The sequence below is a fragment of the Ruegeria sp. YTSA219 genome (assembly GCF_059609985.1).
This window is the reverse complement of the sequence record NZ_JBXWMT010000011.1, coordinates 26,565-50,134: the sequence shown is the minus strand read 5'-3', so window position 1 is coordinate 50,134 and position 23,570 is coordinate 26,565. Positions and strand designations below refer to the sequence as shown.

Here is a 23,570-nt window from a genome sequence, read left to right as displayed (position 1 = left end):
TTGTAAGGTCGCGACCGAACGCCGTCAAAAGGGATCAGCCTTGTCCACAGTCACGCCGATGATGGCGCAATATCTCGAAATCAAAGAGGCCCATGCCGACGCCCTTCTGTTTTACCGGATGGGCGATTTCTACGAGATGTTTTTCGAGGATGCCGTCAACGCCGCCGAGGCGCTGGACATCGCCCTGACCAAACGCGGCAAGCACAACGACGCCGACATTCCGATGTGCGGTGTGCCGGTCCATGCCGCCGAAGGGTACCTGCTGACGCTGATCCGAAAAGGCTTTCGCGTGGCCGTTTGCGAACAGATGGAAAGCCCGGTTGAGGCAAAGAAGAGAGGCTCTAAATCAGTTGTAAAGCGCGGTGTTGTCCGGCTGGTGACACCCGGAACACTGACCGAGGACGCGCTGCTAGAGGCGCGCCGCCACAACTTTCTGGCCTGTTATGCCGAGGTGAGGGATGAAGCGGCGCTTGCCTGGGCCGATATCTCAACCGGGGCGTTTCACGTGATGCCTTTGACCTCTGTGCGCCTAAGCCCTGAACTGGCCCGGCTGGCCCCGTCGGAGCTGATCGTGGCTGACGGGGCCGAACAGGTCCTGCACGAACCTGCCCGCGATCTGGGCATCTCGCTGACGCCCATTGGCCGCGCCAGTTTCGACAGCACGGCGGCTGAAAAGCGCATCTGCGCTTTGTTTCACGTGGGCGCGCTGGACGCGTTTGGAAATTTTGGCCGGGCCGAAGTGTCCGCTATGGGCGCATTGATTGACTATTTGGAGATCACGCAAAAAGGCAAATTGCCCCTGCTGCAAACGCCGCTGAAAGAATCCGAGGACCGCGTGGTGCAGATCGACGCCGCAACGCGCCGCAATCTGGAGCTGACCCGGTCGCTGTCTGGCGGGCGCGCCGGATCGCTTTTGTCGGTGGTTGACCGTACAGTCACGCCGGGCGGCGCGCGGTTGTTGGAACAGCGCCTGTCCAGCCCCTCGCGCAATCTGGATGTGATCCACGGGCGGTTGGATGCGGTAAGTTTTGCAGCCGATGACAGCCTGATCGCCCAAGATCTGCGCGATGCCTTGCGCAAAACCCCCGATTTGGACCGCGCCTTGTCGCGCCTGTCGCTGGAACGCGGCGGTCCTCGCGATCTGGCCGCCATCCGCAACGGGCTGGCGCAGGCTGCAACCATAGCCGAACTGTGCAATGCCGGAGATCTGCCGGTATTGCTGGCCACTGCGGTGCAAAACCTGACAGGGTTTGATGATCTGCTGACCCTGCTGGATGAGGCGCTTGTGGCCGAGCCGCCTCTGATGGCGCGCGACGGCGGCTTCATTGCCCCCGGCTATGACGCGGAACTGGATGAGGCGCGCACCCTGCGGGACGAAGGCCGCTCGGTCATCGCCGGGTTTCAGCAGAAATATTCCCAGCACACCGGCATCACCTCGCTGAAGATCAAGCATAACAACGTGCTGGGCTATTTCATCGAAACCACGGCCACACATGCCGAAAAGATGTTGAACCCGCCGTTCTCCGAAACCTATATCCACCGGCAAACCACGGCCAATCAGGTGCGGTTCACGACAGTAGAACTGTCCGAGATCGAAACCCGTATCCTGAACGCCGGAAATCATGCTTTGGAGATCGAAAAGCGGCTCTATCAAAGGCTTTCTAATGAGATTCTTACCCGTGCTGCGCAACTGAACCAAGCCGCGCGCGGGCTGGCAGAGCTGGACCTAACCACTGCGCTGGCCGATCTGGCACGGGGCGAGAACTGGTGTCGCCCGCAGGTCGATGCCTCTCGTGCCTTTGATATTCAGGGCGGGCGGCATCCGGTTGTTGAACATGCGCTGCGCCAACAAAGCGGTGACGCGTTTATCGCCAATGATTGTGATCTCAGCGCCGAAGATGGTGCTGCAATCTGGTTGCTGACCGGCCCCAACATGGCGGGTAAATCAACCTTCCTGCGGCAGAATGCGCTGATCGCCCTGCTTGCACAGATGGGCAGCTATGTTCCAGCCGAACAAGCCTATATCGGTGTAGTCAGCCAGCTGTTCAGCCGTGTCGGGGCATCTGACGATCTGGCCAGGGGTCGGTCGACCTTTATGGTTGAAATGGTCGAAACCGCCGCCATCCTCAATCAAGCCGACGATCATGCGCTGGTCATTCTGGATGAAATCGGACGCGGGACGGCCACCTATGACGGGCTTTCCATCGCCTGGGCCACGCTCGAACATCTGCACGCCGCCAATAAATGTCGCGCGCTGTTTGCAACGCATTATCACGAGCTGACCGCGCTGGCCGGAAATCTGGAAGGTGTCGACAACGCCACCGTTGCGGTCAAGGAATGGGAGGGCGAAGTGATCTTTTTGCACGAGGTTCACAAAGGCGCCGCAGACCGGTCCTATGGTGTCCAGGTGGCGCAACTGGCTGGCCTGCCGGCATCCGTTGTCGAACGTGCCCGCGTTGTGCTGGACCAGCTGGAGAAAACCGAACGCGAAGGCGGCAAGCAAAAGGCTTTGATCGACGATCTGCCGCTGTTCTCGGCTGCCCCGCCGCCACCGCCTCCCCCAAAAGCTTCACCCGTTGCGGATATGTTGGGTGAGATCTTGCCGGATGAGCTAAGCCCGCGCGAGGCATTGGACCTGATCTATAAATTGAAAGAGGCGGCCAGATCCTGACCGCCTCAATAATTGAATGATATCTTAAGCGCTTAGCTTGCCGGCGTGGACGACACACCCACCTGCGCGGGGCGCAAGAGCCGGTCGTACAGCATAAAGCCTTCTGCAGATACCTGGATGATGTCACCGGCGCGTGTTCCGGGCACGGGGGCCTCGAACATCGCCTCATGCACATTGGGGTCAAACCGATCGCCAACTTCTGGCGTGATCACCTGAATCCCGTGTTTCTGAAACACGTCCTTCAGCGCGCGCATGGTCAGTTCAACACCTTCCAGCAAAGCGCCTGCGACCTCTTTCTGCTCGTCGGTTGCGGCCTCAAGCGCGCGTTTCATATTGTCATAGACCGGCAGCATGTCACGGGCCAGTTTCGAGCCGCCATACTGTTCGGCATCGCGCCGTGCCTTGTCGCCGCGCTTGCGCGCGTTTTCCGCATCGGCCAATGCACGCATGAATTTGTCTTTGTAGTCGTCGCGCTCGGCGCGCAGCTCATCCAGCTCCAGCGCTTCTTCGCTGATCTCAGCAAATTCATCTGCCAGCTCTTCGGCCTCGGCCGTTGCGATATCGTCCAGAAAATCTTCGTTCTTGGGCTCTGCCATCTCTTACCCTCTAGCTCCGGTCGGATATCAGTTTGCCGACCAGTTGCGCCGTATAATCCACGATCGGCACGATCCGTCCATAATTCAGACGTGTGGGCCCGATGACCCCAACCGCACCGATTATCTTACGATCAGCGTTCATATATGGAGACACCACCAAAGAGGAACCCGAAAGTGAGAAAAGTTTGTTCTCAGACCCGATAAAAATGCGCACACCTTCGCCTTCTTCGGTCAATTCCAGAAATTCGGCGATGTCGCGCTTGCGTTCGAGGTCGTCAAACAGGGTGCGAATGCGCTCCAACTCATCTGCTTCGCCACGTTCACCCAGCAGATTCGCCCGCCCTCGGACGATCAAACGAGCCGAGTCGCCATCATCCCCGTCCCATGCGGCCATGCCGCTGTCGACCATTTCACGGGCCAGCACGTCAATTTCCTGTTTCCGCGCATCGATCTGGGTCAGCATCTGACGGCGAACCTCGCTGATTGTGCGGCCCTCGATCAGGGCGTTCAGAAAATTCGCCGCTTCCCGCATCGAGCTGGGCGTTTGCCCGGGTGGCGGCTTGAACAGCCGGTTTTCCACCTGACCGTCGGAAAAGACCAAAACCACCAGGGCCCTGTCATGCCCAAGCGACACAAATTCGATATGTTTGATTTCCGCTTCGTGTTTCGGCGTCAAAACCAGTGAGGCCCCTTGTGTCACGTGTGACAAGGCCGCACCGACACGGTCAAGCATCCCGCCGACATCCCCCGAGTTAGCGCCCAGTGTGTCGTCCAGCTTCTGCCGGTCATCCGCGCCCAGATCACCGACCTCCAGCAATCCGTCCACGAACATCCGTAACCCGTGTTGCGTCGGAATCCGCCCCGCACTGACATGAGGGCTGTCGAGCAGGCCCAGAAACTCAAGATCCTGCATCACATTGCGAACCGTCGCCGCACTGACTTTTTCCGACAAAGTGCGCGTCAGGGTACGGCTGCCGACAGGCTCACCGCTATCCAGATAGCTTTCGACAATCAGCCGAAACACCTCGCGCGACCGGTCATTCATCTCGTTCAGAATTTTGCTAGCGTCACTCATCGGCAATCCTCTGCTGGATGGCCATTAAATAGCAGGTAGGCGAAAGGTCAATCAGGGTTGCATCCTGACGCTGCGGGGCGGTATCCCCAAACCAGCAAACAAAGGAATTCCCATGCGACCCTCAGGACGTGATCTAAACGAAATGCGCGCCGTTTCAATCGAAACGGGATTTACCAAACATGCCGAAGGTTCCTGCCTGATTAAGATGGGCGATACCCATGTGTTGTGCACTGCCACGATCGAAGATCGCGTGCCACCGTTCATCAAGGGTTCGGGCCTGGGCTGGGTTACCGCTGAATACGGCATGCTGCCCCGTGCGACCAATACACGGATGCGGCGCGAGGCTGCCAGCGGTAAGCAGGGTGGTCGTACCGTGGAAATCCAGCGTTTGATCGGCCGTGCCCTGCGTGCAGGTGTCGATCGAGTTGCCTTGGGTGAACGCCAGATCACCGTCGACTGCGATGTGATCCAGGCCGATGGTGGCACCCGATGTGCCTCGATCACAGGCGGTTGGGTTGCGCTGCGTCTTGCGGTCAACAAGCTAATGAAAACGGGTGACGTGATCTCGGACCCGCTGGTTGACCCGGTTGCGGCCGTGTCCTGCGGTATTTACGCCGGTCAACCGGTGCTGGATCTGGATTACCCCGAAGACAGCGAAGCCGGCGTGGACGGCAACTTTATCATGACCGGGTCCGGCAAATTGATCGAAGTTCAAATGAGCGCCGAAGGCTCGGTCTTTAGCCGCGTTCAGATGGATCAACTAATGGATCTGGCTGAACAGGGCGTTAGTGAACTGGCTGCTGCGCAAAAAGCCGCCACCGCATGACCCGCAAGTTCGACGGCGACAGGTTGCTGGTGGCCACGCATAACAAAGGCAAGCTTGAGGAGATGGCACATCTGCTTGAACCCTTTGGTGTCACCGTTATCGGCGCCGCCGACATGGACCTGCCTGAACCGGAAGAGACCGAGGATACATTCGTCGGCAATGCCCGGATCAAGGCCCATGCCGCCGCCAAAGCCACCGGCCTTCCTGCCCTGTCGGACGATTCCGGGATCACCATCGACGCGCTTGACGGGGCGCCGGGCGTCTACACCGCCGATTGGGCAGAAACCGGCAATGGCCGCGATTTCCTGATGGCCATGACCCGCGCACATGAGGAGCTTGATGCGAAGAACGCCGCCCATCCCCGCACCGCGCAATTCCGTTGCACTCTGGTTTTGGCCTGGCCCGACGGCCATGACGAGGTGTTCGAGGGTATCGCCCCTGGCCATCTGGTCTGGCCAATCCGTGGCGCGGACGGCTTTGGTTATGACCCGATGTTTGTGCCCGAGGGCCATGACATCACCTTTGCGCAGATGGATCGCTGGGAAAAGAACAAGATCAGCCATCGCGGTCGCGCGGTTGAGATGTTCGTGAAAGGCTGTTTTGGCGGATGATTGGCGCAACGGGGGCTTTGGCCTGTATGTGCATTGGCCCTTTTGCGAGGCCAAATGCCCCTATTGCGATTTCAACAGCCATGTTTCCCGTGAAATCGATCAAAAACAATGGCTTGAGGCCTATCTGACCGAGCTGCACCGCTGCGCCGCCGAGACCCCCAACCGTGTTCTGAACACGATCTTTTTTGGCGGCGGCACCCCGTCTCTGATGGATCCCGAAACCGTCGCCGCAGTGATTGATACCGCCCGCGCCCTTTGGCACCCCGCCAATGACATGGAAATCACACTTGAAGCCAATCCCAGCTCGGTCGAGGCGGGACGGTTCGCAGCCTACCGGGAAGCAGGCGTCAACCGTATCTCAATGGGGGTTCAGGCGCTGAATGATGACGATCTGCGCCGGTTGGGCCGCATTCACAGCGTGGCCGAAGCGCGGGCTGCTTATGACATAGCCCGTCATTGTTTTGAACGGGTCAGCTTTGACCTGATCTATGCGCGGCAACATCAAACCCTTGATGCCTGGCGCGCAGAGTTGACCGAAGCCCTGTCGATGGCGGTCGATCACCTGTCGCTGTACCAACTGACCATAGAAGACGGAACCGCCTTTGGTGATCGCTATGCCGTGGGCAAGCTACGCGGCCTGCCCTTGGATGATAGCGCCGCCGATATGTATCTGGCCACGCAAAAGATCTGCGAGGCTCATGGTCTGCCCGCCTATGAGGTATCGAACCACGCCCGCCCCGGCGCGGAATCACAGCACAATCTGATCTATTGGCGCTATGGTGACTATGTCGGCATTGGCCCCGGCGCCCATGGACGGATCACCCAGAATGGCCAGAAATACGCGACTGAAACCTATCTGAATCCGCAGCGGTGGTTGGATGCGGCTTCCTGTGGTAGCGGAGAGAAAGAACGCGCCGCATTGTCGCGTGAAGATCAGGCAAGTGAATACCTTATGATGGGTCTTAGAGTTTCCGACGGGCTAGATATAGATAGATATATGGGAATATCAGGCCACCCCTTACCACAAGACCCATTGGGCCATCTTCAGGATATCGGCATGGTTCAAATGCTGGATGGTAGACTGATGGCTACAACCGACGGGCGGGCCGTCTTGAACGCCGTGATCCGCGAACTTTTGGGATAGACCATGCAATATCTGTGGGCAGGGCTTGGATTGTTATGCGTCGGGCTGGCCGCTGTTGGGGTGGTACTTCCCCTACTACCAACGGTTCCATTTCTGCTTCTCGCCGCCTTCTTCTTTGCCCGCTCGTCTTCACGGCTGCATAGCTGGCTGATAACGCACCGACTGTTTGGCCCAATGATCGTCGATTGGCAGAGTTCAGGCGCGATTCGTCCGGCCGCAAAAAAGGCGGCCACCCTGTCGGTCACCGCCGTATTTGGACTATCGGTCATGATGTCTGCGCCGTCTCATGTCCTGATCATCCAGGCGATTGTACTAGGCGGCGTGATGTTCTTTATCTGGACCCGCCCTAGCGGCTGAGCTTGGAACAAAGATCATCCAGTTGATCCAGGTTCTCATAGGTCAGGACCACCTGCCCCGTTTCCGAGCCCGCTTTGTGATTGATCGCCACTTTCATCGCCAGAATCGCGGAAAGATCCTTTTCCAGCGCCCGGGTATCCGCATCTTTACCCGCATTCAGATCCCGAGACCTTGGTGCCGGTCGGGCCGCATCCCCCTGCTGTTGCTTCTTCACCAGCGCTTCCGTTGCCCGCACCGACAGCCCGTCTTTGACAATTTGCTTTGCAAGATCCGAGGCATTCTCGGCCGTGATCAGCGTTCGTGCATGGCCAGCCGATAATTTTCCTTCTATTACAAGGGTTTGTACATCCATTGGCAGGGACAACAGGCGCAGCAAATTGGCAATATGACTGCGGCTTTTGCCCAATGCTTCAGCCAGCTTTTCTTGCGTATGACCAAAGCGGTCCATCAGCTGCTTATAGCCGGCCGCCTCTTCCACCGCATTCAAATCCGCGCGCTGAATGTTTTCGATAATGGCGACTTCCAGAACCTCAGTGTCATCAAAATCGCGAACGATAACGGGGATATCATGCAACTGCGCCATTTGCGCCGCGCGCCAGCGGCGTTCACCCGCGACGATTTCATAATCGCCTTCGGCAATCTCGCGGACGATCAGCGGCTGAATGATCCCCTTCTCTTTGACCGAAGCGGCAAGCTCATCCAGATGCTCCCGGGCAAAGGTGCGGCGCGGCTGATTTGGGTTTGCGTGAAGCTTTTCGATTGGAATCGTCAGGTCCGGCCGCCGTGAATCAGTTGGCACGCGTCCCTGGGGCTCTTGTGTGACATCTGCCATCAACGCCGAAAGCCCGCGACCCAACCCTCTTGGTTTTGATTTTCTGGCTGTCACAGGGTCCTCCTAGTACCGCTCAGACTGCGGTTTTATTGTTCTTATGCATGACTTCCCGGGCCAAATGCCGATAGGCCATCGCGCCCAGAGACCCCGAGTCATATTGCAAAACCGGCAACGCGTATGACGGAGCCTCACTGACCCGCACATTTCTGGGTATTTTGGTTTTAAATACCATCTCGCCCAGATTGTCACGTGCGTCTTTTTCGACCTGACGGGACAAGTTGTTGCGGTTGTCATACATAGTCAGCACAACACCTTCGATTCTGAGGTCTGGGTTCGCAGTCTGTCGCACCTCGCGAATGGTCAGCATGAGCTGGGACAAACCCTCTAATGCGAAGAACTCGCTTTGCAATGGCACCAGTACGGAATGCGCTGCGACCATCGCGTTTACCGTCAGAAGATTCAGCGATGGCGGACAGTCAATCAGGACGAAATCCAGATCGTACTTATCAATAGCAGTCTGGCGCAACGCGTCATGCAGTAAATAGCTGCGTTTTTCGTTCGAAATCAGTTCGATATCGGCGGAACTGAGATCTACCGTAGCGGGGACAACGAGAATACCTTCAATCTCCGAGTCCTGAACGACCGCATCCAAAGGCGCATCATCCAGAATCAGATCATAAGTTGTCCAATCTCGATCCTCGACGCCTAAACCGGTTGAAGCATTTCCCTGTGGATCCAGATCAACCACTAAAACCCTGCATCCGGCCTCGGCCAAGCCTGCTGCCAAGTTTATGGCTGTTGTCGTCTTCCCAACTCCGCCCTTCTGGTTGGCTACCGCTATGATCCGGGGGCCTGAGGGACGAGATAGATCAACCACGTGATACTCCTTTGACCTTGAGGATGACGGCTTGGGGTTCTGTTAAACTTGTAATCGGATCACAGGTGAAATTCCATTCTTCCTGCGCATCCTGTACCTCTTTTTTCCAGCTTACACCTTTCGGCAACAAAGCGACGCCAGAATCGCCTAAATGTCTGTCACAAAAAGATAATAATACCCCGAGATCTGCCAAGGCGCGGGCAGACAAAACATCTGCATTCAGGGGGTCCACCGCTTCAATGCGTTTCGCCACCACTTTACAGTTTGCGCCACATTCCCGGGATACATTGCGTAAAAACGCAGATTTTCGCTGATCGCTTTCAACAAAGGTAAATTTTGCGTCTGGCGCTTCTTCAATCGCCATGATTACACAGACCATACCAGGAAACCCGCCACCACTTCCAATATCAACCCAATGCGAAAAGTTCTCGGCACATCGAAAAACCTGAACGGAATCCAAAATGTGCCGTGTCCAGATTTCGGACAAGCTTTTGCGCGATACGAGGTTGATTTTCGGGTTCCAGCGCTCGACAAGGGCAACATATGTTGCCAGTCGATCAAATGTTTCACGTGAAACATTCAGACCGTCAAACAGCTCTTCCTTCATGCTTTGCGCACCCTCTGATCTCGGCGAAGCTTGGCCAACACCAAAGTCAGCGCTGCCGGCGTCACACCCTCTATCCGGCTTGCCTGCGCTACATTCTCGGGACGGGCGTTGGACAACTTCTGCTTCATCTCTGACGACAGCCCATCCAATGCGAAGAAGTCAAAATCACGCGGAATCTCATAGGCTTCATCGCGTTTCATCGCTTCGACATCACGTCTTTGCCGCTCGATATAATTCGCATACAGCGCATCGCGTTCCACTTGCTGCCGAATGCCTGATTCAACGTCCTGCAACTCAGGAATCAAGGGAACAAGGTCCTCAAAGCTCACATCAGGAAAGGCCAAAATCGCCATACCATCGCGGCGATTGCCATCCTGATTGACCTTGATACCAGCTTCTCGCACTTCTTTCGGAGTATAGGTATGATCTGTGAGCTTCTTTTTTGCAGCCTCCAACTTCTCCATTTTTTCAGAGAAGTGCTTGCGGCGCGTCTCGCTTACGCAACCTAGGCGTATGCCAATAGGTGTCAGTCGTTGGTCGGCATTATCGGCGCGCAAAGACAATCTAAACTCTGCCCGTGAGGTAAACATCCGATAAGGTTCCGCCACTCCGCGAGTAGTCAGGTCATCGACCATGACGCCAATATAACTGTCGGAACGCGTGAAATGGATTGGATCCCGACCCGAGACCTGAAGGGCAGCATTGAGGCCAGCCACCATTCCCTGAGCTGCAGCTTCCTCATATCCTGTGGTGCCGTTAATCTGACCCGCAAGATATAGTCCTGGCGCCTCAGGCAACGACAGTGATGATGTCAGAACGCGAGGATCTACGTAGTCATATTCGATGGCGTAGCCAGGTTGGAGGATCTCTGCCTTTTCCAGCCCCTTAATGGATCTGACATAATCGACCTGAACATCCTGTGGCAGTGAGGTAGAAATTCCATTCGGATAGATTGTGTGATCATTCACACCTTCTGGCTCGAGGAAAATCTGATGAGATTCCTTATCCGCAAACCGCACAATCTTATCTTCGATCGAAGGGCAATATCTGGGGCCTATACCGTCAATATGTCCCCCATACATCGCCGATCTGGAAAGATTCTTTTCAATGATCTCATGTGTTCTGGCATTGGTATGCGTAATCCCGCAAGAAATCTGTGGTGCCACCACCCCCATCGAAAGGAATGAGAACAGCGTAGGTTCATCATCGCCGTCCTGACGTTCGAGACCTGACCAATCAATCGTCCGACCATCCAGCCGGGGCGGTGTCCCCGTTTTCAAGCGTCCTAGCGGCAGGTTAAGGCGATCCAAACGCTCGGCCAGCTTTACCGAGGGACGGTCCCCCATACGCCCGCCAGGGCGCGATACGTCACCAATGTGAATAACGCCTCTCAAAAATGTCCCAGACGTCAGGATCACAGCGCCGGCCCGTATTTCAGACTCATCCGCCAATCGAATTCCGGTAACAGCAGGTCCATTCACCAGGAAATCTGTCACCTCGCCGACTACGACGCTGAGGTTCGGCTGTGCCGTGGTTTCTCGCTGCATCGCAGCTCGGTACAAAGCCCGGTCTGCCTGCGTTCTGGGCCCCTGAACTGCGGGGCCTTTACGGCGATTCAGCAAACGAAACTGAATTCCCGCCTGGTCTGCGACGCGCCCCATCACCCCGTCCAACGCGTCAATTTCGCGAACAAGATGCCCTTTGCCGAGGCCCCCAATAGCGGGGTTACAGGACATTACGCCGATATCAGTGGCCGACAGAGTCACAAGGGCGGTAGTCGCACCCATCCGGGCGGCCGCATGGGCCGCTTCTGTTCCGGCGTGGCCCGCTCCGATAACGACGACGTCAAAATCCGAATGTTTCACGTGAAACACTCCTTACTTTCCCAGGCAGAAGCTTGAGAATATTTCATCCAACAAGTCTTCTACACCAATTCTGCCAACCAGAGCTTCCAAAGCGCGGATCGCGGTTCTCAGTTCCTCGGCTGCGATATCATACAGGTCGGGACCTGATTCCAGAACAGCGATTGCAGCACTAAGTGCATCGCGCGCTGTGATCAGCGCTATACGATGCCTTTCACGCGTAGCGATACCATGGGTAGTAGTACGATCACCTAAAACACGCGATATGTTGGAAATCAACCGATCCACACCCTGCCCGGTTTTCCCTGAGATTCCTTCATCAGAACTGTTTCTCAGATCGGATTTCGGAAGAACCTGAATATCTCCCTCCAACAGCTGAACGCCCAGCTCTTTTGGATCATCAGTCAGAAATACGCGCAGATCGGCGGCCTCGGCGCGCTTTTTGGCCCGCTCAATTCCCAGGCTTTCGACGTGATCGTCGGTTTCCCGCAAGCCCGCTGTATCCAACAAAGTAACGGGAAGTCCCTCAAGGTCCATTCGAACTTCAATCACATCGCGCGTAGTGCCGGCATGTTCCGACGTGATCGCTGCTTCGCGACCGGCCAGAGCATTCAGCAATGTCGACTTTCCAGCATTTGGCAAGCCAACAATCGCAACCTCGAACCCGGTTCGAATGCGTTCCGCAATACGAACCCCTTCAGCTTCACTTTGTAGATCTGCAATGACATCTGTGATCAACTGGCGCACTTCAGGGGTAACATCGGTTGGCACCTCTTCATCGGCAAAATCAATCACTGCCTCAAGCAGGGATGCGGCGCGAATCAAATCGCGCCGCCAGCGTTCAGCCAAATTCCCAAGCTCTCCGGCCAGAATGATCTGTGCTTGCTTGCGTTGAGCTTCTGTCTCAGCGTCGATCAGATCGGCAAGGCCCTCGACCTGTGTCAAATCCATTTTGCCGTTTTCCAAGGCACGGCGGGTGAATTCCCCGGGATCGGCCAGGCGCAAACCGTCCATGTCCGCAAGGCAGCGCATGACGGCGTTGACCGCCGCTGTACTGCCGTGAATCTGTAGCTCTGCCACGTCCTCGCCAGTAAAGCTGGCCGGGGCCTGGAAGGTCAGAACTACCCCATCATCCAGGCGCGATCCGTCTTTGCCATACAGGCTGCGCACCCGCATCCCGCGGGAGGGCAAAGCAGCACCGGAAAGAGCAGCCGCGGCAGGATGCGCCAAGGGGCCCGAGAGACGGATGACCGCCACCCCTGCCTTGCCTTGCGCGCTGGCCAAGGCGAATATCGTATCCATTCGACCGCCTCGCTTGCGTCCAGGACCTGTGTCAGGTGTTCATCGAATCGAAGAACTCGCCATTTGTCTTGGTCTGTTTCAACTTGGACAACAGGAACTCGATCGCATCGGTAGTGCCCATCGGGTTCAGGATACGGCGCAGAACAAAGGTCTTGGCCAGATCACCCTTATCGACCAGCAAATCCTCTTTCCGCGTACCGGATTTGAGGATGTCGATAGCCGGGAACACGCGCTTATCTGCGATCTTACGATCCAGAACAATTTCCGAGTTACCGGTGCCTTTGAATTCTTCGAAGATGACTTCGTCCATCCGGCTGCCGGTATCAATCAGCGCAGTGGCGATGATGGTCAGCGAGCCGCCTTCTTCGATATTCCGTGCCGCACCAAAGAATCGCTTAGGTCGTTGCAGAGCGTTTGCATCCACACCGCCGGTCAGAACCTTACCCGAGGATGGAACCACGGTGTTAAATGCCCTACCAAGTCTTGTGATCGAGTCGAGAAGAATAACAACATCTCGTTTATGCTCGACCAAACGCTTGGCTTTTTCGATAACCATCTCAGATACGGCAACGTGGCGGGTGGCGGGTTCGTCAAAGGTCGACGACACGACCTCGCCCTTCACCGAACGCTGCATGTCGGTCACCTCTTCCGGCCGCTCGTCGATCAGTAGGACGATCAGATAGCACTCAGGGTGGTTCTTTTCGATCGAGTTCGCAATATTCTGCAGGATCACCGTCTTACCGGTCCGTGGCGGTGCCACAATCAACGACCGCTGACCTTTACCGATCGGCGAAACCAGATCGATGACACGGGCGGACTTGTCCTTGATGGTTGGGTCTTCGACCTCCATCTTCAGGCGCTCATCCGGATAAAGCGGTGTCAGGTTGTCGAAAGCAACTTTATGCCTGGCTTTCTCGGGATCTTCGAAATTGATTTTGGTGACCTTGATCAGTGCGAAATACCGTTCGTTCTCGTCCGGCGCCTTGATATCACCTTCGACCGTATCACCGGTGCGCAACGAATGCTGGCGGATCATTTCTGGCGAGACATAGATATCATCAGGACCGGGCAAATAGTTCGCCTCGGGCGAACGCAGGAACCCGAACCCATCTTGCAGAACTTCAAGTACGCCATCGCCGCCCACGGTCCAGCCTTCATCTGCGCGTTCGCGCAGAATCTGGAACATCATCTCGCCTTTTCGCATGGTCGAGGCGTTTTCGATCTCAAGCTCTTCGGCCATCGCCAAAAGGTCTTTGGGGCTTTTGGCTTTCAGATCGGCCAGATTGAGGGATTCATTAGACATGATGATGAGAACCTTGGCCGCATGGATGCGGCTCGGACTGGAATTTCAATACGGAAGATACGCCGCCCGGACGGGCGTGTTACGCGATAAATAAGCGCTTACCTACAAAGAGTCAAATAGCTGCTCAGAACTTCAGAACGACCGCCAGAACGATGATAACCATCAAAATGGTAGGCACCTCGTTCATCATGCGATACTGCCGCCCAGTGAGCGTATTTCGGCCCTCTAAGAAGTCCTTTCGACGTACCATCAGCCAGTAGTGGAACCAAGTCATCGCAATCACTGCTGCGCCTTTGACCCAGGGCCAGGCAAAATCCCAGCCGACTATGCCTGGAGTGAATACCATGATCAGGCCGCAGGTCCAGGCCATGTACATCGCCGGGCGCATGATCACCCGCAGCAGCTTTTCTTCCATTTCAAAGAAGATCTCCTGCGCCCCGTCAACGCCTTGGGCTTTTTCTACGTGATAGACGTACAATCTAGGCAGATAGAACAAACCGGCCATCCAAGAGATCACGGCCATGATGTGCAGGGACTTCACCCAAGGGTAGATGGTGAAAAGAAGATCAGTCATTCCAGCTCCGGGCGTGGTTTGGATCTCTCCCTATAAAAAAAATAGGAAAAGAGAAAGGATGATGGTTTTGTAGGGAGATCAAATTCCGTGGATTACTTATTTACCCATCTGTTTTCCCCAGGTGGATAGTTTCACCCGAGAACTGGGTAATACTGTTGATTTCATAAAAAACAACAATAAAACAATATGTTATGATTATATAGGACGTAGAATTCAGGGGATAACTTGATGAATAAGCTGGGATATCCCGCTTGTCCCGATGTTCAAAGTTATCCTTGTCCAGACTGGACAGGGTTCGGGCGACTCATAGAAGTTTTCCGCGAAAACACCGGGCTTGCGTGTCAACAGGAAAACCATACAAACCATCCTTGAACGATCAACCATTTGCTCAGGGGGTTTTCCACATTTCTGTCCCCATCATATTGGCCTCGGGGTCATCCATTCGCGCGCAGTTGCTAGAGAATGCGGGCGTGCGGTTTACCGTTCAAACTGCACGCGTGGACGAAGAGACCGCCAAACGGGCTTTGCTGGCCGAAGAGGCATCTCCACGTGATATTGCCGATACTCTGGCAGAGATGAAAGCCCGCAAGGTCAGCGACAAGGTGCCGGGGCCGATGGTTCTGGGATGTGATCAGGTGCTGGATTTCGAAGGTCAGCTTTTGTCCAAACCGCAATCGCCCGAGGATGCGCTGGCGCAGCTCAAAGCGATGCGGGGCAAGCGGCATATGCTGTTATCCGCAGCCGTCATCTATCAGAATGGCGAGCCGATCTGGCGACATGTAGGCCAGGTGCGCCTGCGGATGAGGATGAGTTCGGACGCCTATCTACGCGACTATGTTGCGCGCAACTGGGACAGCATCCGCCACGCAGTCGGGGCCTATAAGCTTGAGGAAGAAGGCGTGCGGCTGTTCGCAACCATTGACGGTGACTATTTTAACGTTTTGGGTATGCCCCTATTGGAGCTGTTGAATTTTCTGGCGGTCAAAGGGGTGATTGATCAATGAGTGGCAAGCAGATCCCGCTGGCGGGTGTGATCGGGCATCCGATTTCCCATTCGAAATCCCCAATACTGCATGGCCATTGGCTGAAAACTTATGGCCTGGCCGGTCACTATATCCCCATGGATGTCGCACCGGATGATCTTGAGGCTGTTCTACGAACCTTGCCCAAAGCCGGATTTGTCGGGGCCAACATCACAGTGCCCCATAAAGAGGTGGCCTTGGATCTGGCGGATACGGCTTCGGACCGGGCCAGGCAGATCGGGGCTGCTAATACGCTTGTGTTTCAGCCCGACGGTTCGATCCATGCGGATAACACCGATGGGTACGGGTTCATGCAGAACCTGCGCAGCGGCGCCCCAGATTGGATTCCAGCGGATGGCCCCGCGGTTGTCTTTGGTGCCGGGGGCGCGGCGCGTGCGGTTCTTCAAGCGTTGGTCGATGCCGGTGTGCCCGAGATTTTGTTGACCAATCGGACGCGCTCACGTGCAGATCGCCTGAAGGAAGAGTTTGGCACGACCATAACGGTGGTGGATTGGTTGAAAGCGGGCAACGTGGTTGAAGATGCGGAACTTGTGGTCAACACAAGTTCGCTTGGGATGCACGGCCAGCCCGAGCTGCGGGTGCCTCTGGACGGGTTACAGCCCGGTGCCATAGTCACCGATCTGGTCTATGCGCCACTTAAGACACGTTTGCTGCAAACAGCAGAACAGGCGGGATGCACACCCGTAGATGGCCTTGGCATGTTGTTGCATCAGGCCGTACCTGGATTTGAAAGCTGGTTTGGGGTGCGCCCTGAAGTCACTTCTGATTTGCGTGCTGCGGTGCTGGGATGAGCTTTGCACTTGGCCTGACCGGTTCTATCGGCATGGGAAAAAGCACAACTGCCAGCATGTTCGTCGACGAAGGCTGTGCGTTGTGGGACGCAGATGCCGCCGTGCATCGGCTATACGCGCGTGGCGGGACAGCGATCAAGCCGATGCGTAGGGCGTTTCCTGAGGCCATTATCGACGGCGCGGTTAGCCGGGAAGTATTGAAACGGTTCATTTCGGCAGACCCAGCGGCGCTGAAAGCGATTGAGGCCATTGTTCACCCGCTGGTGGCGGCGGATCGAGCGGTGTTCCGGGAACAAGCCACCGCAGATATTCTGGTTTTCGATATTCCCCTGCTATTTGAAACCGATGGAGATGTGGCGATGGATGCGGTCGCCTGTGTCTCGGTCCCGGCTGACGAGCAGAAACGCCGCGTGATGGCGCGCGGTACCATGACCGAGGCGCAGTTCGAGCAGATCAAAGCCAAGCAGATGCCGAATGACGAAAAATGCGCGCGGTCTGATTTTGTGATCGTCACGGACAGTCTGGACCACGCCCGCGCGCAAGTGCAGGATGTGGTCAGACAGATACGGGCAGGGCTGACAGATGCGTGAGATCGTACTCGATACAGAAACCACAGGCTTTGATCCTGAAAGCGGCGACCGGATTGTGGAAATCGGTGCGGTTGAGCTTTGGAATCACGTCGCCACGGGCGAAACCTATCACGTCTATATCAACCCCCAACGGTTTATGCCCGAAGAGGCGTTTGGCGTGCATGGCATTGGCCCGGACCTGCTGGAACCGCCCCGCCCGGTGGAAAAAGGTCAGGTCACGCTGAAGGACAAGCCGGTTTTTGCCAAGGTTGGTCAGGGGTTTCGGGATTTTGTCGCTGACTCGAAACTGGTGATCCACAACGCGTCATTCGACATGAAATTCCTGAATGCCGAGCTAGGCTGGATGGGTCTGGCGCCGATCCCGATGGATCAGGCGCTGGATACGCTGGCGATTGCGCGCAAACGGTTTCCGGGCTCGCCCGCCTCGCTGGATGCGCTGTGCCGGCGGTTCAACATAGACAACTCGAACCGGGTCTTGCACGGGGCGTTGCTTGACTCTGAAATTCTGGCTGAGGTCTATCTTGAGCTGATCGGCGGACGTCAGCCAGATTTCGGGCTGTCGACCTCTGCGTCTTCTTCGGTTGGCGGAGCAGAAGAGTGGCGGCCATCGCCGCGCAAAGATGCCTTGCCGTCCCGGATCACCCGAGACGAACGCGCGGCGCATGAGAAGTTTATTGATAAACTGGGCGAAAACGCCCTTTGGTCCCGCGCCTGAGGTCACTCCGGCGCGGGGAAGGCTGATTAGGCCTGAGTCTTTTGCGTCTCGGCCTGACGACGCATCAATTCATTCCGGTACAGGCTGACAAAATCAATATTGTCCAGGTTAACCGGCGGGTATCCTCCATCGCGCGTGATGTCGCTGACGATGCGGCGCAGGAACGGGAACAGCATGCGCGGGCATTCGATCATCAGGAACGGATGCAGCTGGTCTTCGGCGACACCTTCCACATGGAAAAGGCCGCAATAATCCAGCTCGCACAGGAACAGGATGTCTTCCATGCCCTTGGCTTTGGATTTGAGGTTCAGCTTGATCGACACCTCGTATTGATGCTCAGCCGGGCGCTTTTTGGCGTCCAGATTGACCTGAACCGCGATCTCGGGCTGGACATCGCCAGACACGCCTTTTTGCGCCATCACGTTTTCAAAGGACATATCGCGAATGAATTGTCCCAGAACGCGCATCTGGATCTGGGGTGCGGTCTGGGCCGCGGTGTTTTCTTGGGCGCCGTCTTCGGCCATGGGTCTACTCCGAAACTGAAATTCGCCACTGCTTAGCAAGTTGGGCGAGGCACCTCAATGCTGGTGCGGCCCTTCGACCCATTTCGATGGCTTTGACGGGTTCTGACGGGGGCGAACCTCGGTGTATTCACCGTCGATCACATCGCCCTGGGTCGATGCTTGGGGCTCGGTCCTGAACTGCGTCCCGCCGCCCATCTGAAACTGCGTGATTGTGACCTTCGAGCGGAGATAACGGAATACAGAGACCCGGACGCCAGGGATTAACAGCGCAAATCCAACGGCATCGGTGAAAAACCCCGGTGTCAGCAGCAAGACACCAGACAGCAAGATCATCGCGCCATGGGCCAAAGGTTCGGTCGGGTCGTCAAGCTCTGCAAAGGATCGTTGCAGGTTTTCCAGCGCCATGCGACCTTGTGTCCGCACCAAAGCGGTACCCAGAACGGCCGTTAGAACCACGATCGCAAGGGTTGGCCACAGTCCGATTAGCCCACCAACCTGAATGAACAGGCCGATTTCGATGATCGGAACAAGTAAAAAAGCCAGGAACAGGTACATTTGCATTATCCTTTACTGCAGGTCGGGCGGTAGACTTGTCCCGAACTGTCACCTACATAGTGGCAAGAGGCCGTGTATACAAAGTCGCGGTCTGACCAAGAGGATGAAATGAACGAACCAATGATCCAGTTGCTGGTCCTGGCCGGAATTGCCGTTTTCCTGATCCTGCGCCTGAAAAGCGTACTGGGTACACGTGAGGGTTTTGAGAAACCCCCGCTTCAACAACAGTCCGAAGCCAATAAGTCGCGCCGTGATTTTGAGGTGATTGAGGGTGGGCCAGATCACGACATTACCGATCACGTGCCCGAGGACAGCGAACAGGCGCAGACCCTATCCGCTATGAAACGGATCGAGCCGGGCTTTTCGGTGGGTGAATTTGTTCAGGGCTCTCGCGGCGCTTATGAGATGATCGTCATGGGGTTCGAAAAGGGCAATCTGGATGAAATCCAGCCCTTCCTGTCGGAAGAGGTATTTGAAACCTTTGTTTCGGTCGTTGCCGCGCGCGAGGATCAGGGGCTGACCATCGAGGCCGAATTTATCGGTGTGCGCGAAACCACACTGGCAGATGTGAGCTTTGACAAGGATACCAACCAGGCCGAAATCACCATGAAATTTGTTGGTGAGCTGACTTCGGCCGTGCGGGATCGTGGTGGCGATATCATCGAGGGCAACCCAAACACGGTTAAACGTCAAAAGGACAGCTGGACCTTTGCCCGCGTTATGGGCTCGGACGATCCGAACTGGCTGCTTGTTGCCACGGACGCATGATTGCAGCGTTTCGGTCGCTTTTCCTGGTGGCTGTCATGACCACCTCTGCCAGTGCCGAGGTGACACGATCCATACTGTCCTATGATGACCTGAATGGTTGGGCCGCCGATGATCACGGGGCGGCCCTTTCGGTTTTTCTGAACACGTGCGGTGATCTGGATGATCCGGACTGGCAGGCATTGTGCGGCGTGGCACGCACCTATAAGCCCGATGCGGCCCGGTCATTTTTTGAGCTGTTCTTCCGTCCCGTTCTGGTCGAAGACGGGAAGGATGGCCTGTTCACAGGCTATTTTGAACCCGAACTGGACGGGTCCAAAACCAGATCGGAGCGGTATAAATACCCGATCTATAAAATGCCTCCTGAGGCGCGCGGAGCCGAAAAATGGTTATCCCGTCGCGATCTGCTGACCGGTGATGTCATGCAGGGCCGCGGTCTTGAAATCGCCTGGGTGGACGACCCAGTCGAGCTGTTCTTTCTGCAGATTCAGGGCTCAGGCCGTATCCGGTTGCCCGATGGGAGGGCGCTGCGGGTCGGTTATGGGGGCGCCAATGGGCATCCTTATCGTTCGATCGGGTCCGAACTGATCCGGCGCGGTGCCCTAGGTGCGCATCAGGTCAGTGCGCAGATGATCAAATCCTGGGTCCGCAAGAACCCCGAGGCGGGTACCGAATTGCTGTTTCACAACCCGTCTTATGTGTTCTTCCGCGAGGTGAATCGTGTTGCACCCGAATTTGGCCCTCTGGGTGCGATGAACCGTTCGGTCACCACCATGCGCAGCATTGCCGCCGATCCGGTATACACACCGCTGGGTGCTCCAGTCTGGGTCGAAAAGGATGGCAAGGACCCTTTGCGCAGGCTGATGATCGCTCAGGATACCGGGTCGGCCATCAAGGGCGCACAACGGGCTGATATTTTCTTTGGAACCGGCGATGCCGCTGGGGCCGCAGCGGGGCGCCTGAAAGATCCGGGTCGCATGGTGGTTCTGCTGCCGATTCAGCGCGCATATGCTCTTTTACCGGACGAGTTCTGATGTCGCGCCGCAAATTGACCCCTGACGAAATGGATCTGTGGCGCAAGGTGACCAAACAGGCAGATCGCCTGCATCCCGAACTCCCGCAGTCGGTGCACCCCACCTCATTGCCCAAGCCGAAACCGACAAAGACATTTAAGCCCCGGATCGAGGCGTTTGAAGTCGGGCAGAACGCGGCTGGCAGGGGTGTGCGGCATGTGTTGAAACCATCCGTTACCGAAGGGTTACGCGCCAACCCGGTGCAAATGGACAGCAAGGCTTTTGCCCGGATGAAACGTGGCAAGCTCCGGCCCGAGGGCAAGTTGGACCTGCATGGCTTGCGGATGGACACGGCCTATCCGGCGCTGGTGCGCTTTGTGCTGACGGCGCAGGCTTCGGGCAAGCGTCTGGTTCTGGTGGTGACGGGAAAGGGCAAGGACCGGGATGAGCCCGGCCCCATCCCCACTCCGCGCGGCGTCTTGCGTAATCAGGTACCGCAATGGCTGTCACTGCCGCCCTTGGCACAGGCTGTGATGCAGGTGACGCCCGCGCATATCAGCCATGGTGGCGACGGGGCCTATTACGTCTATCTGCGTCGCAGTCGCTAAAGCGTGCGTGCGGCGCGGCCGATGCCAATCCAGGTCAGCAGACAAACCAGCAGGAAGAATACTCCGATCCACAGGAACTGCGTGTCCAGCGGAACCCCCTGATCAATCAACACGCCGGTCAGTCCGGGGCCAATCGCCGACCCAAGGACCATGACCGCAGTGGCCATGGCCTTGATCGCGCCAATATGACGGGTTCCATAGAATTCCGCCCAGAACGCACTGGGCAAGGTGCTGTTTGCGCCGACGGTAAGCCCCAGAAAGACCAATGCAGCAACCGCACCCCCAATCGAGGTGCTTGCAGCCGCCAACATGAAGCCGATAGCTATTGGCACCTGATAAAAGGGCATCATTCGGGCGGTTCCCCATTTATCCAGTGCCCATCCCGCGACAAACATCGAGATCAGGGAAACACCTGTGTAGACGGGAAACAGCGCCACCAACTCGATATGTTGCCAGCCTTTGACCTCGGCCAGATGGACCTGATGAAAGAAGAAGGCGGTGATAAAGGCAGAAGGACCCAGCAAGGCGGGGGCCATGAACCAGAACAACGGGTTCAGCAAAGCGTCGGTGCGTGTCCAGTGCCGCCCCTGCATACCTGCCGCCGAGTACTCGCTGGCCAGACTTTGCGGTGTGCGCTCTTGCCGAAGCAAGCGCAGCAGAATCGGAATGCCGGTCACACAAATACCTGCCGAGATGATCCAGAGCAGGCGCCAATCCAAAAACACCATCGCAGCGACAAAGATTACGGGCAAAAGCGCTTCACCAACCGCAAATCCGACCGAGGCGATCGACAAGGCCTTGCCGCGCGTTGTGGTAAACCAACGCGCCATCGCGACCAAGGCAAGATGGGTGCTCATCCCCTGCCCGAACAGGCGCAACAGGAAGATCACCAGCGGTAGCAGGATCAGCCAGCGGTTCAACGCCATCGCTAGCGCCGCCACGGCTAGCCCAGCCAGGACAGCGGGGCCGAGCACACGCACCCGGAAGATATCCGTAAGCCCGCCCGCCCAGATCATGATGATGGCGGATGCGGTTGTACCCAGCGAATAGATCCCACCCCAGGCCCCATGGCTCAGCCCGAACGCCGCACGAATTTCGCCGGAAAAGATCGAGATGAAGAACGTTTGCCCAAAACAGGACAGAAAAGTCAGCAGAACTCCGGCGCCAAGCCATGAGGCATTTGCTTTCAGATAATGCCCCAGGTGAAAGGACATTACGGAGAGCTGACCTTGGCCTGCCCGGTCTCGGTCAGCTCAATCTCGGTCGCCCCGGTCGGGTTGCGGACCTCGGCGGGGGCGATCACGTCAATCCCGCGTTGCCTGCCAAAGGTACTGCTGACCCGGCGGGCGGAATTGATAATCGCCAAAAGCGCCGGAGAGGTTGCAGCCACGAAATGAGACGACCCGGCATCGCTGTTGAAGGCGGTCGTATCCAGAATACTGATCTTATATTCGGACAGCGCATCGGCCGAGCTGATATTTCCCAGACGTTCGCTTTTGGCGGTACCGCGCAGGCGTGCGGATATACTCAGCAGCCTGTCTTTGCGTGAGATCATCACAATGAACGGGTCAGGCAGCGTTTTGATGCTGTCCATCTGCGACCGGAACAGATCGACATCCAGATCCGGTGCGATCAGAACAACCCCTTCGATATTCCGATGCGACCAGCCCGGTTCGCGCAGCTCGGCCTGCCGCATCATCTCCATCGTCAGGGCGGTGCCCATGGAATGCGCCACAAGGATAACCCGATCGACCCCCATTGATTTCAGCTGGCGAACAGTTTGTTCCAGACCATCACGGGCGAACAGCATGCTGTCGATGTCATAGGCATAGCCATAACCCGTTGCCTGGCTTGGCCAGGAATAGACCATGGTTTCACCCGGTATTTCCAGATCATGTTCCAACTGCGCGGCGCGGAACACTGTTTCCGACTGGGTCGTGTTATAGCCGTGGATAAAGATCGAAACCTCGTCCACACCTCTTAGTCGCGAGGCAAGGCCCTGGGGTCCGGCAAGCTCGTCTTCATCAGCCATCACGAACTGATTTTCCGGGTCCGGGTCGGCATAGGAAAAATCCAATGTCCCGGGTGTGTGATTGGGTGGAATCGAGACCGTCATCTCGAGAAATTGCAGCTGATCGCTGCGGCGGTACCCATAGGATCCGTCCGCTTCGCGCGCGCGGGTGGTTGCTGCGTAAATGGTTTTGGGCGTGCCAATGTCCAGTGCCGAGGGCACGGTTTGAGATACGGTCCGGTCGACACATGCGGCAAGCGTTGCCGCAGTCAGGACAAAAATAATATAGCGCAGCACCTGTCGCCCCCTAAGGAATTT

Annotated in this window: 25 protein-coding genes; 12 read left to right on the top strand and 13 right to left on the bottom strand. The window is 56.6% G+C overall.

Annotated elements, in window-relative coordinates:
• Window positions 1-58 precede the first annotated feature (58 nt).
• Window positions 59-2,671: a DNA mismatch repair protein MutS gene (mutS, locus tag AC2FFB_RS15045; RefSeq protein ID WP_496875135.1), complete on the top strand. Its 2,613-nt coding sequence runs from the start codon at window positions 59-61 to the stop codon at window positions 2,669-2,671.
• A 32-nt stretch (window positions 2,672-2,703) separates the two neighbouring features.
• Here mutS and AC2FFB_RS15040 read toward each other — a convergent pair whose 3' ends face one another.
• Window positions 2,704-3,267 carry a nucleotide exchange factor GrpE gene (locus tag AC2FFB_RS15040; protein WP_142637400.1) on the bottom strand — a complete coding sequence of 188 codons (564 nt, stop codon included), beginning with the start codon at window positions 3,265-3,267 and terminating at the stop codon, window positions 2,704-2,706.
• 10 nt (window positions 3,268-3,277) lie between these two features.
• Window positions 3,278-4,342: a heat-inducible transcriptional repressor HrcA gene (gene hrcA / locus AC2FFB_RS15035; RefSeq protein WP_281995819.1), complete on the bottom strand. Its 1,065-nt coding sequence runs from the start codon at window positions 4,340-4,342 to the stop codon at window positions 3,278-3,280.
• A gap of 112 nt (window positions 4,343-4,454) precedes the next feature.
• Between hrcA and rph the strand changes: the two genes are divergently transcribed.
• From rph to AC2FFB_RS15015, 4 genes are read left to right on the top strand one after another with little or no spacing between them, the layout of a single operon-like run.
• Entirely contained in the window at window positions 4,455-5,168 is a 714-nt protein-coding gene (gene rph, locus AC2FFB_RS15030) for a ribonuclease PH (RefSeq protein ID WP_496692602.1), read from the top strand.
• Window positions 5,165-5,779: an RdgB/HAM1 family non-canonical purine NTP pyrophosphatase gene (gene rdgB / locus AC2FFB_RS15025; protein WP_496875114.1), complete on the top strand. Its 615-nt coding sequence runs from the start codon at window positions 5,165-5,167 to the stop codon at window positions 5,777-5,779. Before rph ends, rdgB begins: the two co-directional genes overlap by 4 nt.
• Window positions 5,769-6,923 carry a radical SAM family heme chaperone HemW gene (gene hemW / locus AC2FFB_RS15020; protein WP_496875113.1) on the top strand — a complete coding sequence of 385 codons (1,155 nt, stop codon included), beginning with the start codon at window positions 5,769-5,771 and terminating at the stop codon, window positions 6,921-6,923. Before rdgB ends, hemW begins: the two co-directional genes overlap by 11 nt.
• A 3-nt stretch (window positions 6,924-6,926) precedes the next feature.
• Complete coding sequence (locus AC2FFB_RS15015; protein ID WP_142637410.1) at window positions 6,927-7,280, top strand: YbaN family protein; 354 nt, start codon at window positions 6,927-6,929, stop codon at window positions 7,278-7,280.
• On the opposite strand, the gene AC2FFB_RS15010 is transcribed toward AC2FFB_RS15015, so the two are convergent.
• From AC2FFB_RS15010 to AC2FFB_RS14980, 7 genes are all read right to left on the bottom strand, one after another.
• Complete coding sequence (locus tag AC2FFB_RS15010; RefSeq protein ID WP_142637412.1) at window positions 7,270-8,166, bottom strand: ParB/RepB/Spo0J family partition protein; 897 nt, start codon at window positions 8,164-8,166, stop codon at window positions 7,270-7,272. The genes AC2FFB_RS15015 and AC2FFB_RS15010 overlap by 11 nt on opposite strands.
• Window positions 8,167-8,185: 19 nt before the next feature.
• Window positions 8,186-8,989 carry a ParA family protein gene (locus tag AC2FFB_RS15005; RefSeq protein WP_142637414.1) on the bottom strand — a complete coding sequence of 268 codons (804 nt, stop codon included), beginning with the start codon at window positions 8,987-8,989 and terminating at the stop codon, window positions 8,186-8,188.
• A complete protein-coding gene (gene rsmG / locus AC2FFB_RS15000; RefSeq protein ID WP_496875112.1) occupies window positions 8,982-9,596 on the bottom strand; it encodes a 16S rRNA (guanine(527)-N(7))-methyltransferase RsmG in 615 nt (204 codons plus the stop codon). The genes AC2FFB_RS15005 and rsmG overlap by 8 nt, the downstream gene beginning before the upstream one ends.
• The gene (gene mnmG / locus AC2FFB_RS14995) at window positions 9,593-11,461 is read right to left on the bottom strand and encodes a tRNA uridine-5-carboxymethylaminomethyl(34) synthesis enzyme MnmG (RefSeq protein ID WP_281973387.1); all 1,869 of its coding nucleotides are present in this window, start codon (window positions 11,459-11,461) and stop codon (window positions 9,593-9,595) included. Before mnmG ends, rsmG begins: the two co-directional genes overlap by 4 nt.
• 12 nt (window positions 11,462-11,473) lie before the next feature.
• Window positions 11,474-12,760 (bottom strand): tRNA uridine-5-carboxymethylaminomethyl(34) synthesis GTPase MnmE, encoded by a 1,287-nt coding sequence (gene mnmE, locus AC2FFB_RS14990; protein ID WP_496875111.1) that lies wholly within the window; start codon window positions 12,758-12,760, stop codon window positions 11,474-11,476.
• 31 nt (window positions 12,761-12,791) lie between these two features.
• Window positions 12,792-14,063: a transcription termination factor Rho gene (rho, locus tag AC2FFB_RS14985; RefSeq protein ID WP_142637421.1), complete on the bottom strand. Its 1,272-nt coding sequence runs from the start codon at window positions 14,061-14,063 to the stop codon at window positions 12,792-12,794.
• A gap of 124 nt (window positions 14,064-14,187) precedes the next feature.
• A complete protein-coding gene (locus AC2FFB_RS14980; protein ID WP_496690201.1) occupies window positions 14,188-14,637 on the bottom strand; it encodes a CopD family protein in 450 nt (149 codons plus the stop codon).
• 404 nt (window positions 14,638-15,041) lie between these two features.
• Here AC2FFB_RS14980 and AC2FFB_RS14975 point away from each other — a divergent pair, with 404 nt between their 5' ends.
• The 4 genes from AC2FFB_RS14975 to dnaQ are packed head-to-tail and all read left to right on the top strand — an operon-like array spanning window position 15,042 to window position 17,776.
• Window positions 15,042-15,641, top strand: a complete 600-nt coding sequence (locus AC2FFB_RS14975) for a Maf family protein (protein WP_142637605.1) — start codon at window positions 15,042-15,044, stop codon at window positions 15,639-15,641.
• Entirely contained in the window at window positions 15,638-16,471 is an 834-nt protein-coding gene (locus AC2FFB_RS14970; protein WP_271950622.1) for a shikimate dehydrogenase, read from the top strand. The genes AC2FFB_RS14975 and AC2FFB_RS14970 overlap by 4 nt, the downstream gene beginning before the upstream one ends.
• The gene (gene coaE / locus AC2FFB_RS14965; protein ID WP_496875110.1) at window positions 16,468-17,061 is read left to right on the top strand and encodes a dephospho-CoA kinase; all 594 of its coding nucleotides are present in this window, start codon (window positions 16,468-16,470) and stop codon (window positions 17,059-17,061) included. The genes AC2FFB_RS14970 and coaE overlap by 4 nt, the downstream gene beginning before the upstream one ends.
• Entirely contained in the window at window positions 17,054-17,776 is a 723-nt protein-coding gene (dnaQ, locus tag AC2FFB_RS14960; protein ID WP_496875109.1) for a DNA polymerase III subunit epsilon, read from the top strand. The genes coaE and dnaQ overlap by 8 nt, the downstream gene beginning before the upstream one ends.
• 26 nt (window positions 17,777-17,802) lie before the next feature.
• Here the strand turns inward: dnaQ and secB are convergent, their stop codons facing one another.
• Both secB and AC2FFB_RS14950 read right to left on the bottom strand, forming a co-directional pair.
• The gene (gene secB / locus AC2FFB_RS14955) at window positions 17,803-18,300 is read right to left on the bottom strand and encodes a protein-export chaperone SecB (RefSeq protein ID WP_142637430.1); all 498 of its coding nucleotides are present in this window, start codon (window positions 18,298-18,300) and stop codon (window positions 17,803-17,805) included.
• 54 nt (window positions 18,301-18,354) lie between these two features.
• On the bottom strand, window positions 18,355-18,855 hold the full coding sequence (locus tag AC2FFB_RS14950; RefSeq protein WP_496690198.1) for an FxsA family protein: 501 nt from the start codon (window positions 18,853-18,855) through the stop codon (window positions 18,355-18,357).
• Between the two features lie 108 nt (window positions 18,856-18,963).
• Here AC2FFB_RS14950 and AC2FFB_RS14945 point away from each other — a divergent pair, with 108 nt between their 5' ends.
• From AC2FFB_RS14945 to AC2FFB_RS14935, 3 genes are read left to right on the top strand one after another with little or no spacing between them, the layout of a single operon-like run.
• Window positions 18,964-19,623, top strand: a complete 660-nt coding sequence (locus AC2FFB_RS14945; RefSeq protein ID WP_142637434.1) for a Tim44/TimA family putative adaptor protein — start codon at window positions 18,964-18,966, stop codon at window positions 19,621-19,623.
• Window positions 19,620-20,654 (top strand): murein transglycosylase A, encoded by a 1,035-nt coding sequence (mltA, locus tag AC2FFB_RS14940; protein WP_496875108.1) that lies wholly within the window; start codon window positions 19,620-19,622, stop codon window positions 20,652-20,654. Before AC2FFB_RS14945 ends, mltA begins: the two co-directional genes overlap by 4 nt.
• Window positions 20,654-21,241 carry a Smr/MutS family protein gene (locus tag AC2FFB_RS14935; RefSeq protein WP_271950630.1) on the top strand — a complete coding sequence of 196 codons (588 nt, stop codon included), beginning with the start codon at window positions 20,654-20,656 and terminating at the stop codon, window positions 21,239-21,241. The genes mltA and AC2FFB_RS14935 overlap by 1 nt, the downstream gene beginning before the upstream one ends.
• On the opposite strand, the gene AC2FFB_RS14930 is transcribed toward AC2FFB_RS14935, so the two are convergent.
• Together AC2FFB_RS14930 and AC2FFB_RS14925 are read right to left on the bottom strand one after the other, a co-directional pair.
• On the bottom strand, window positions 21,238-22,455 hold the full coding sequence (locus tag AC2FFB_RS14930; protein ID WP_496875107.1) for an MFS transporter: 1,218 nt from the start codon (window positions 22,453-22,455) through the stop codon (window positions 21,238-21,240). The genes AC2FFB_RS14935 and AC2FFB_RS14930 overlap by 4 nt on opposite strands.
• The gene (locus AC2FFB_RS14925; RefSeq protein ID WP_142637442.1) at window positions 22,455-23,549 is read right to left on the bottom strand and encodes an alpha/beta hydrolase; all 1,095 of its coding nucleotides are present in this window, start codon (window positions 23,547-23,549) and stop codon (window positions 22,455-22,457) included. Before AC2FFB_RS14925 ends, AC2FFB_RS14930 begins: the two co-directional genes overlap by 1 nt.
• Between the last annotated feature and the right edge of the window lie 21 nt (window positions 23,550-23,570).

Coding starts and splice junctions, on each gene's coding strand:
- coaE (WP_496875110.1), top strand. CDS start 16,468: ATGAGCTTTGCACTTGGCCTGACCGGTTCTATCGGCATGGGAAAAAGC.
- AC2FFB_RS14935 (WP_271950630.1), top strand. CDS start 20,654: ATGTCGCGCCGCAAATTGACCCCTGACGAAATGGATCTGTGGCGCAAG.
- mnmE (WP_496875111.1), bottom strand. CDS start 12,760: ATGGATACGATATTCGCCTTGGCCAGCGCGCAAGGCAAGGCAGGGGTG.
- AC2FFB_RS14945 (WP_142637434.1), top strand. CDS start 18,964: ATGAACGAACCAATGATCCAGTTGCTGGTCCTGGCCGGAATTGCCGTT.
- mltA (WP_496875108.1), top strand. CDS start 19,620: ATGATTGCAGCGTTTCGGTCGCTTTTCCTGGTGGCTGTCATGACCACC.
- dnaQ (WP_496875109.1), top strand. CDS start 17,054: ATGCGTGAGATCGTACTCGATACAGAAACCACAGGCTTTGATCCTGAA.
- hrcA (WP_281995819.1), bottom strand. CDS start 4,342: ATGAGTGACGCTAGCAAAATTCTGAACGAGATGAATGACCGGTCGCGC.
- rsmG (WP_496875112.1), bottom strand. CDS start 9,596: ATGAAGGAAGAGCTGTTTGACGGTCTGAATGTTTCACGTGAAACATTT.
- rho (WP_142637421.1), bottom strand. CDS start 14,063: ATGTCTAATGAATCCCTCAATCTGGCCGATCTGAAAGCCAAAAGCCCC.
- AC2FFB_RS14950 (WP_496690198.1), bottom strand. CDS start 18,855: ATGTACCTGTTCCTGGCTTTTTTACTTGTTCCGATCATCGAAATCGGC.
- mutS (WP_496875135.1), top strand. CDS start 59: ATGATGGCGCAATATCTCGAAATCAAAGAGGCCCATGCCGACGCCCTT.
- rdgB (WP_496875114.1), top strand. CDS start 5,165: ATGACCCGCAAGTTCGACGGCGACAGGTTGCTGGTGGCCACGCATAAC.
- AC2FFB_RS14980 (WP_496690201.1), bottom strand. CDS start 14,637: ATGACTGATCTTCTTTTCACCATCTACCCTTGGGTGAAGTCCCTGCAC.
- AC2FFB_RS15040 (WP_142637400.1), bottom strand. CDS start 3,267: ATGGCAGAGCCCAAGAACGAAGATTTTCTGGACGATATCGCAACGGCC.
- AC2FFB_RS15015 (WP_142637410.1), top strand. CDS start 6,927: ATGCAATATCTGTGGGCAGGGCTTGGATTGTTATGCGTCGGGCTGGCC.
- rph (WP_496692602.1), top strand. CDS start 4,455: ATGCGACCCTCAGGACGTGATCTAAACGAAATGCGCGCCGTTTCAATC.
- secB (WP_142637430.1), bottom strand. CDS start 18,300: ATGGCCGAAGACGGCGCCCAAGAAAACACCGCGGCCCAGACCGCACCC.
- AC2FFB_RS14930 (WP_496875107.1), bottom strand. CDS start 22,455: ATGTCCTTTCACCTGGGGCATTATCTGAAAGCAAATGCCTCATGGCTT.
- AC2FFB_RS14970 (WP_271950622.1), top strand. CDS start 15,638: ATGAGTGGCAAGCAGATCCCGCTGGCGGGTGTGATCGGGCATCCGATT.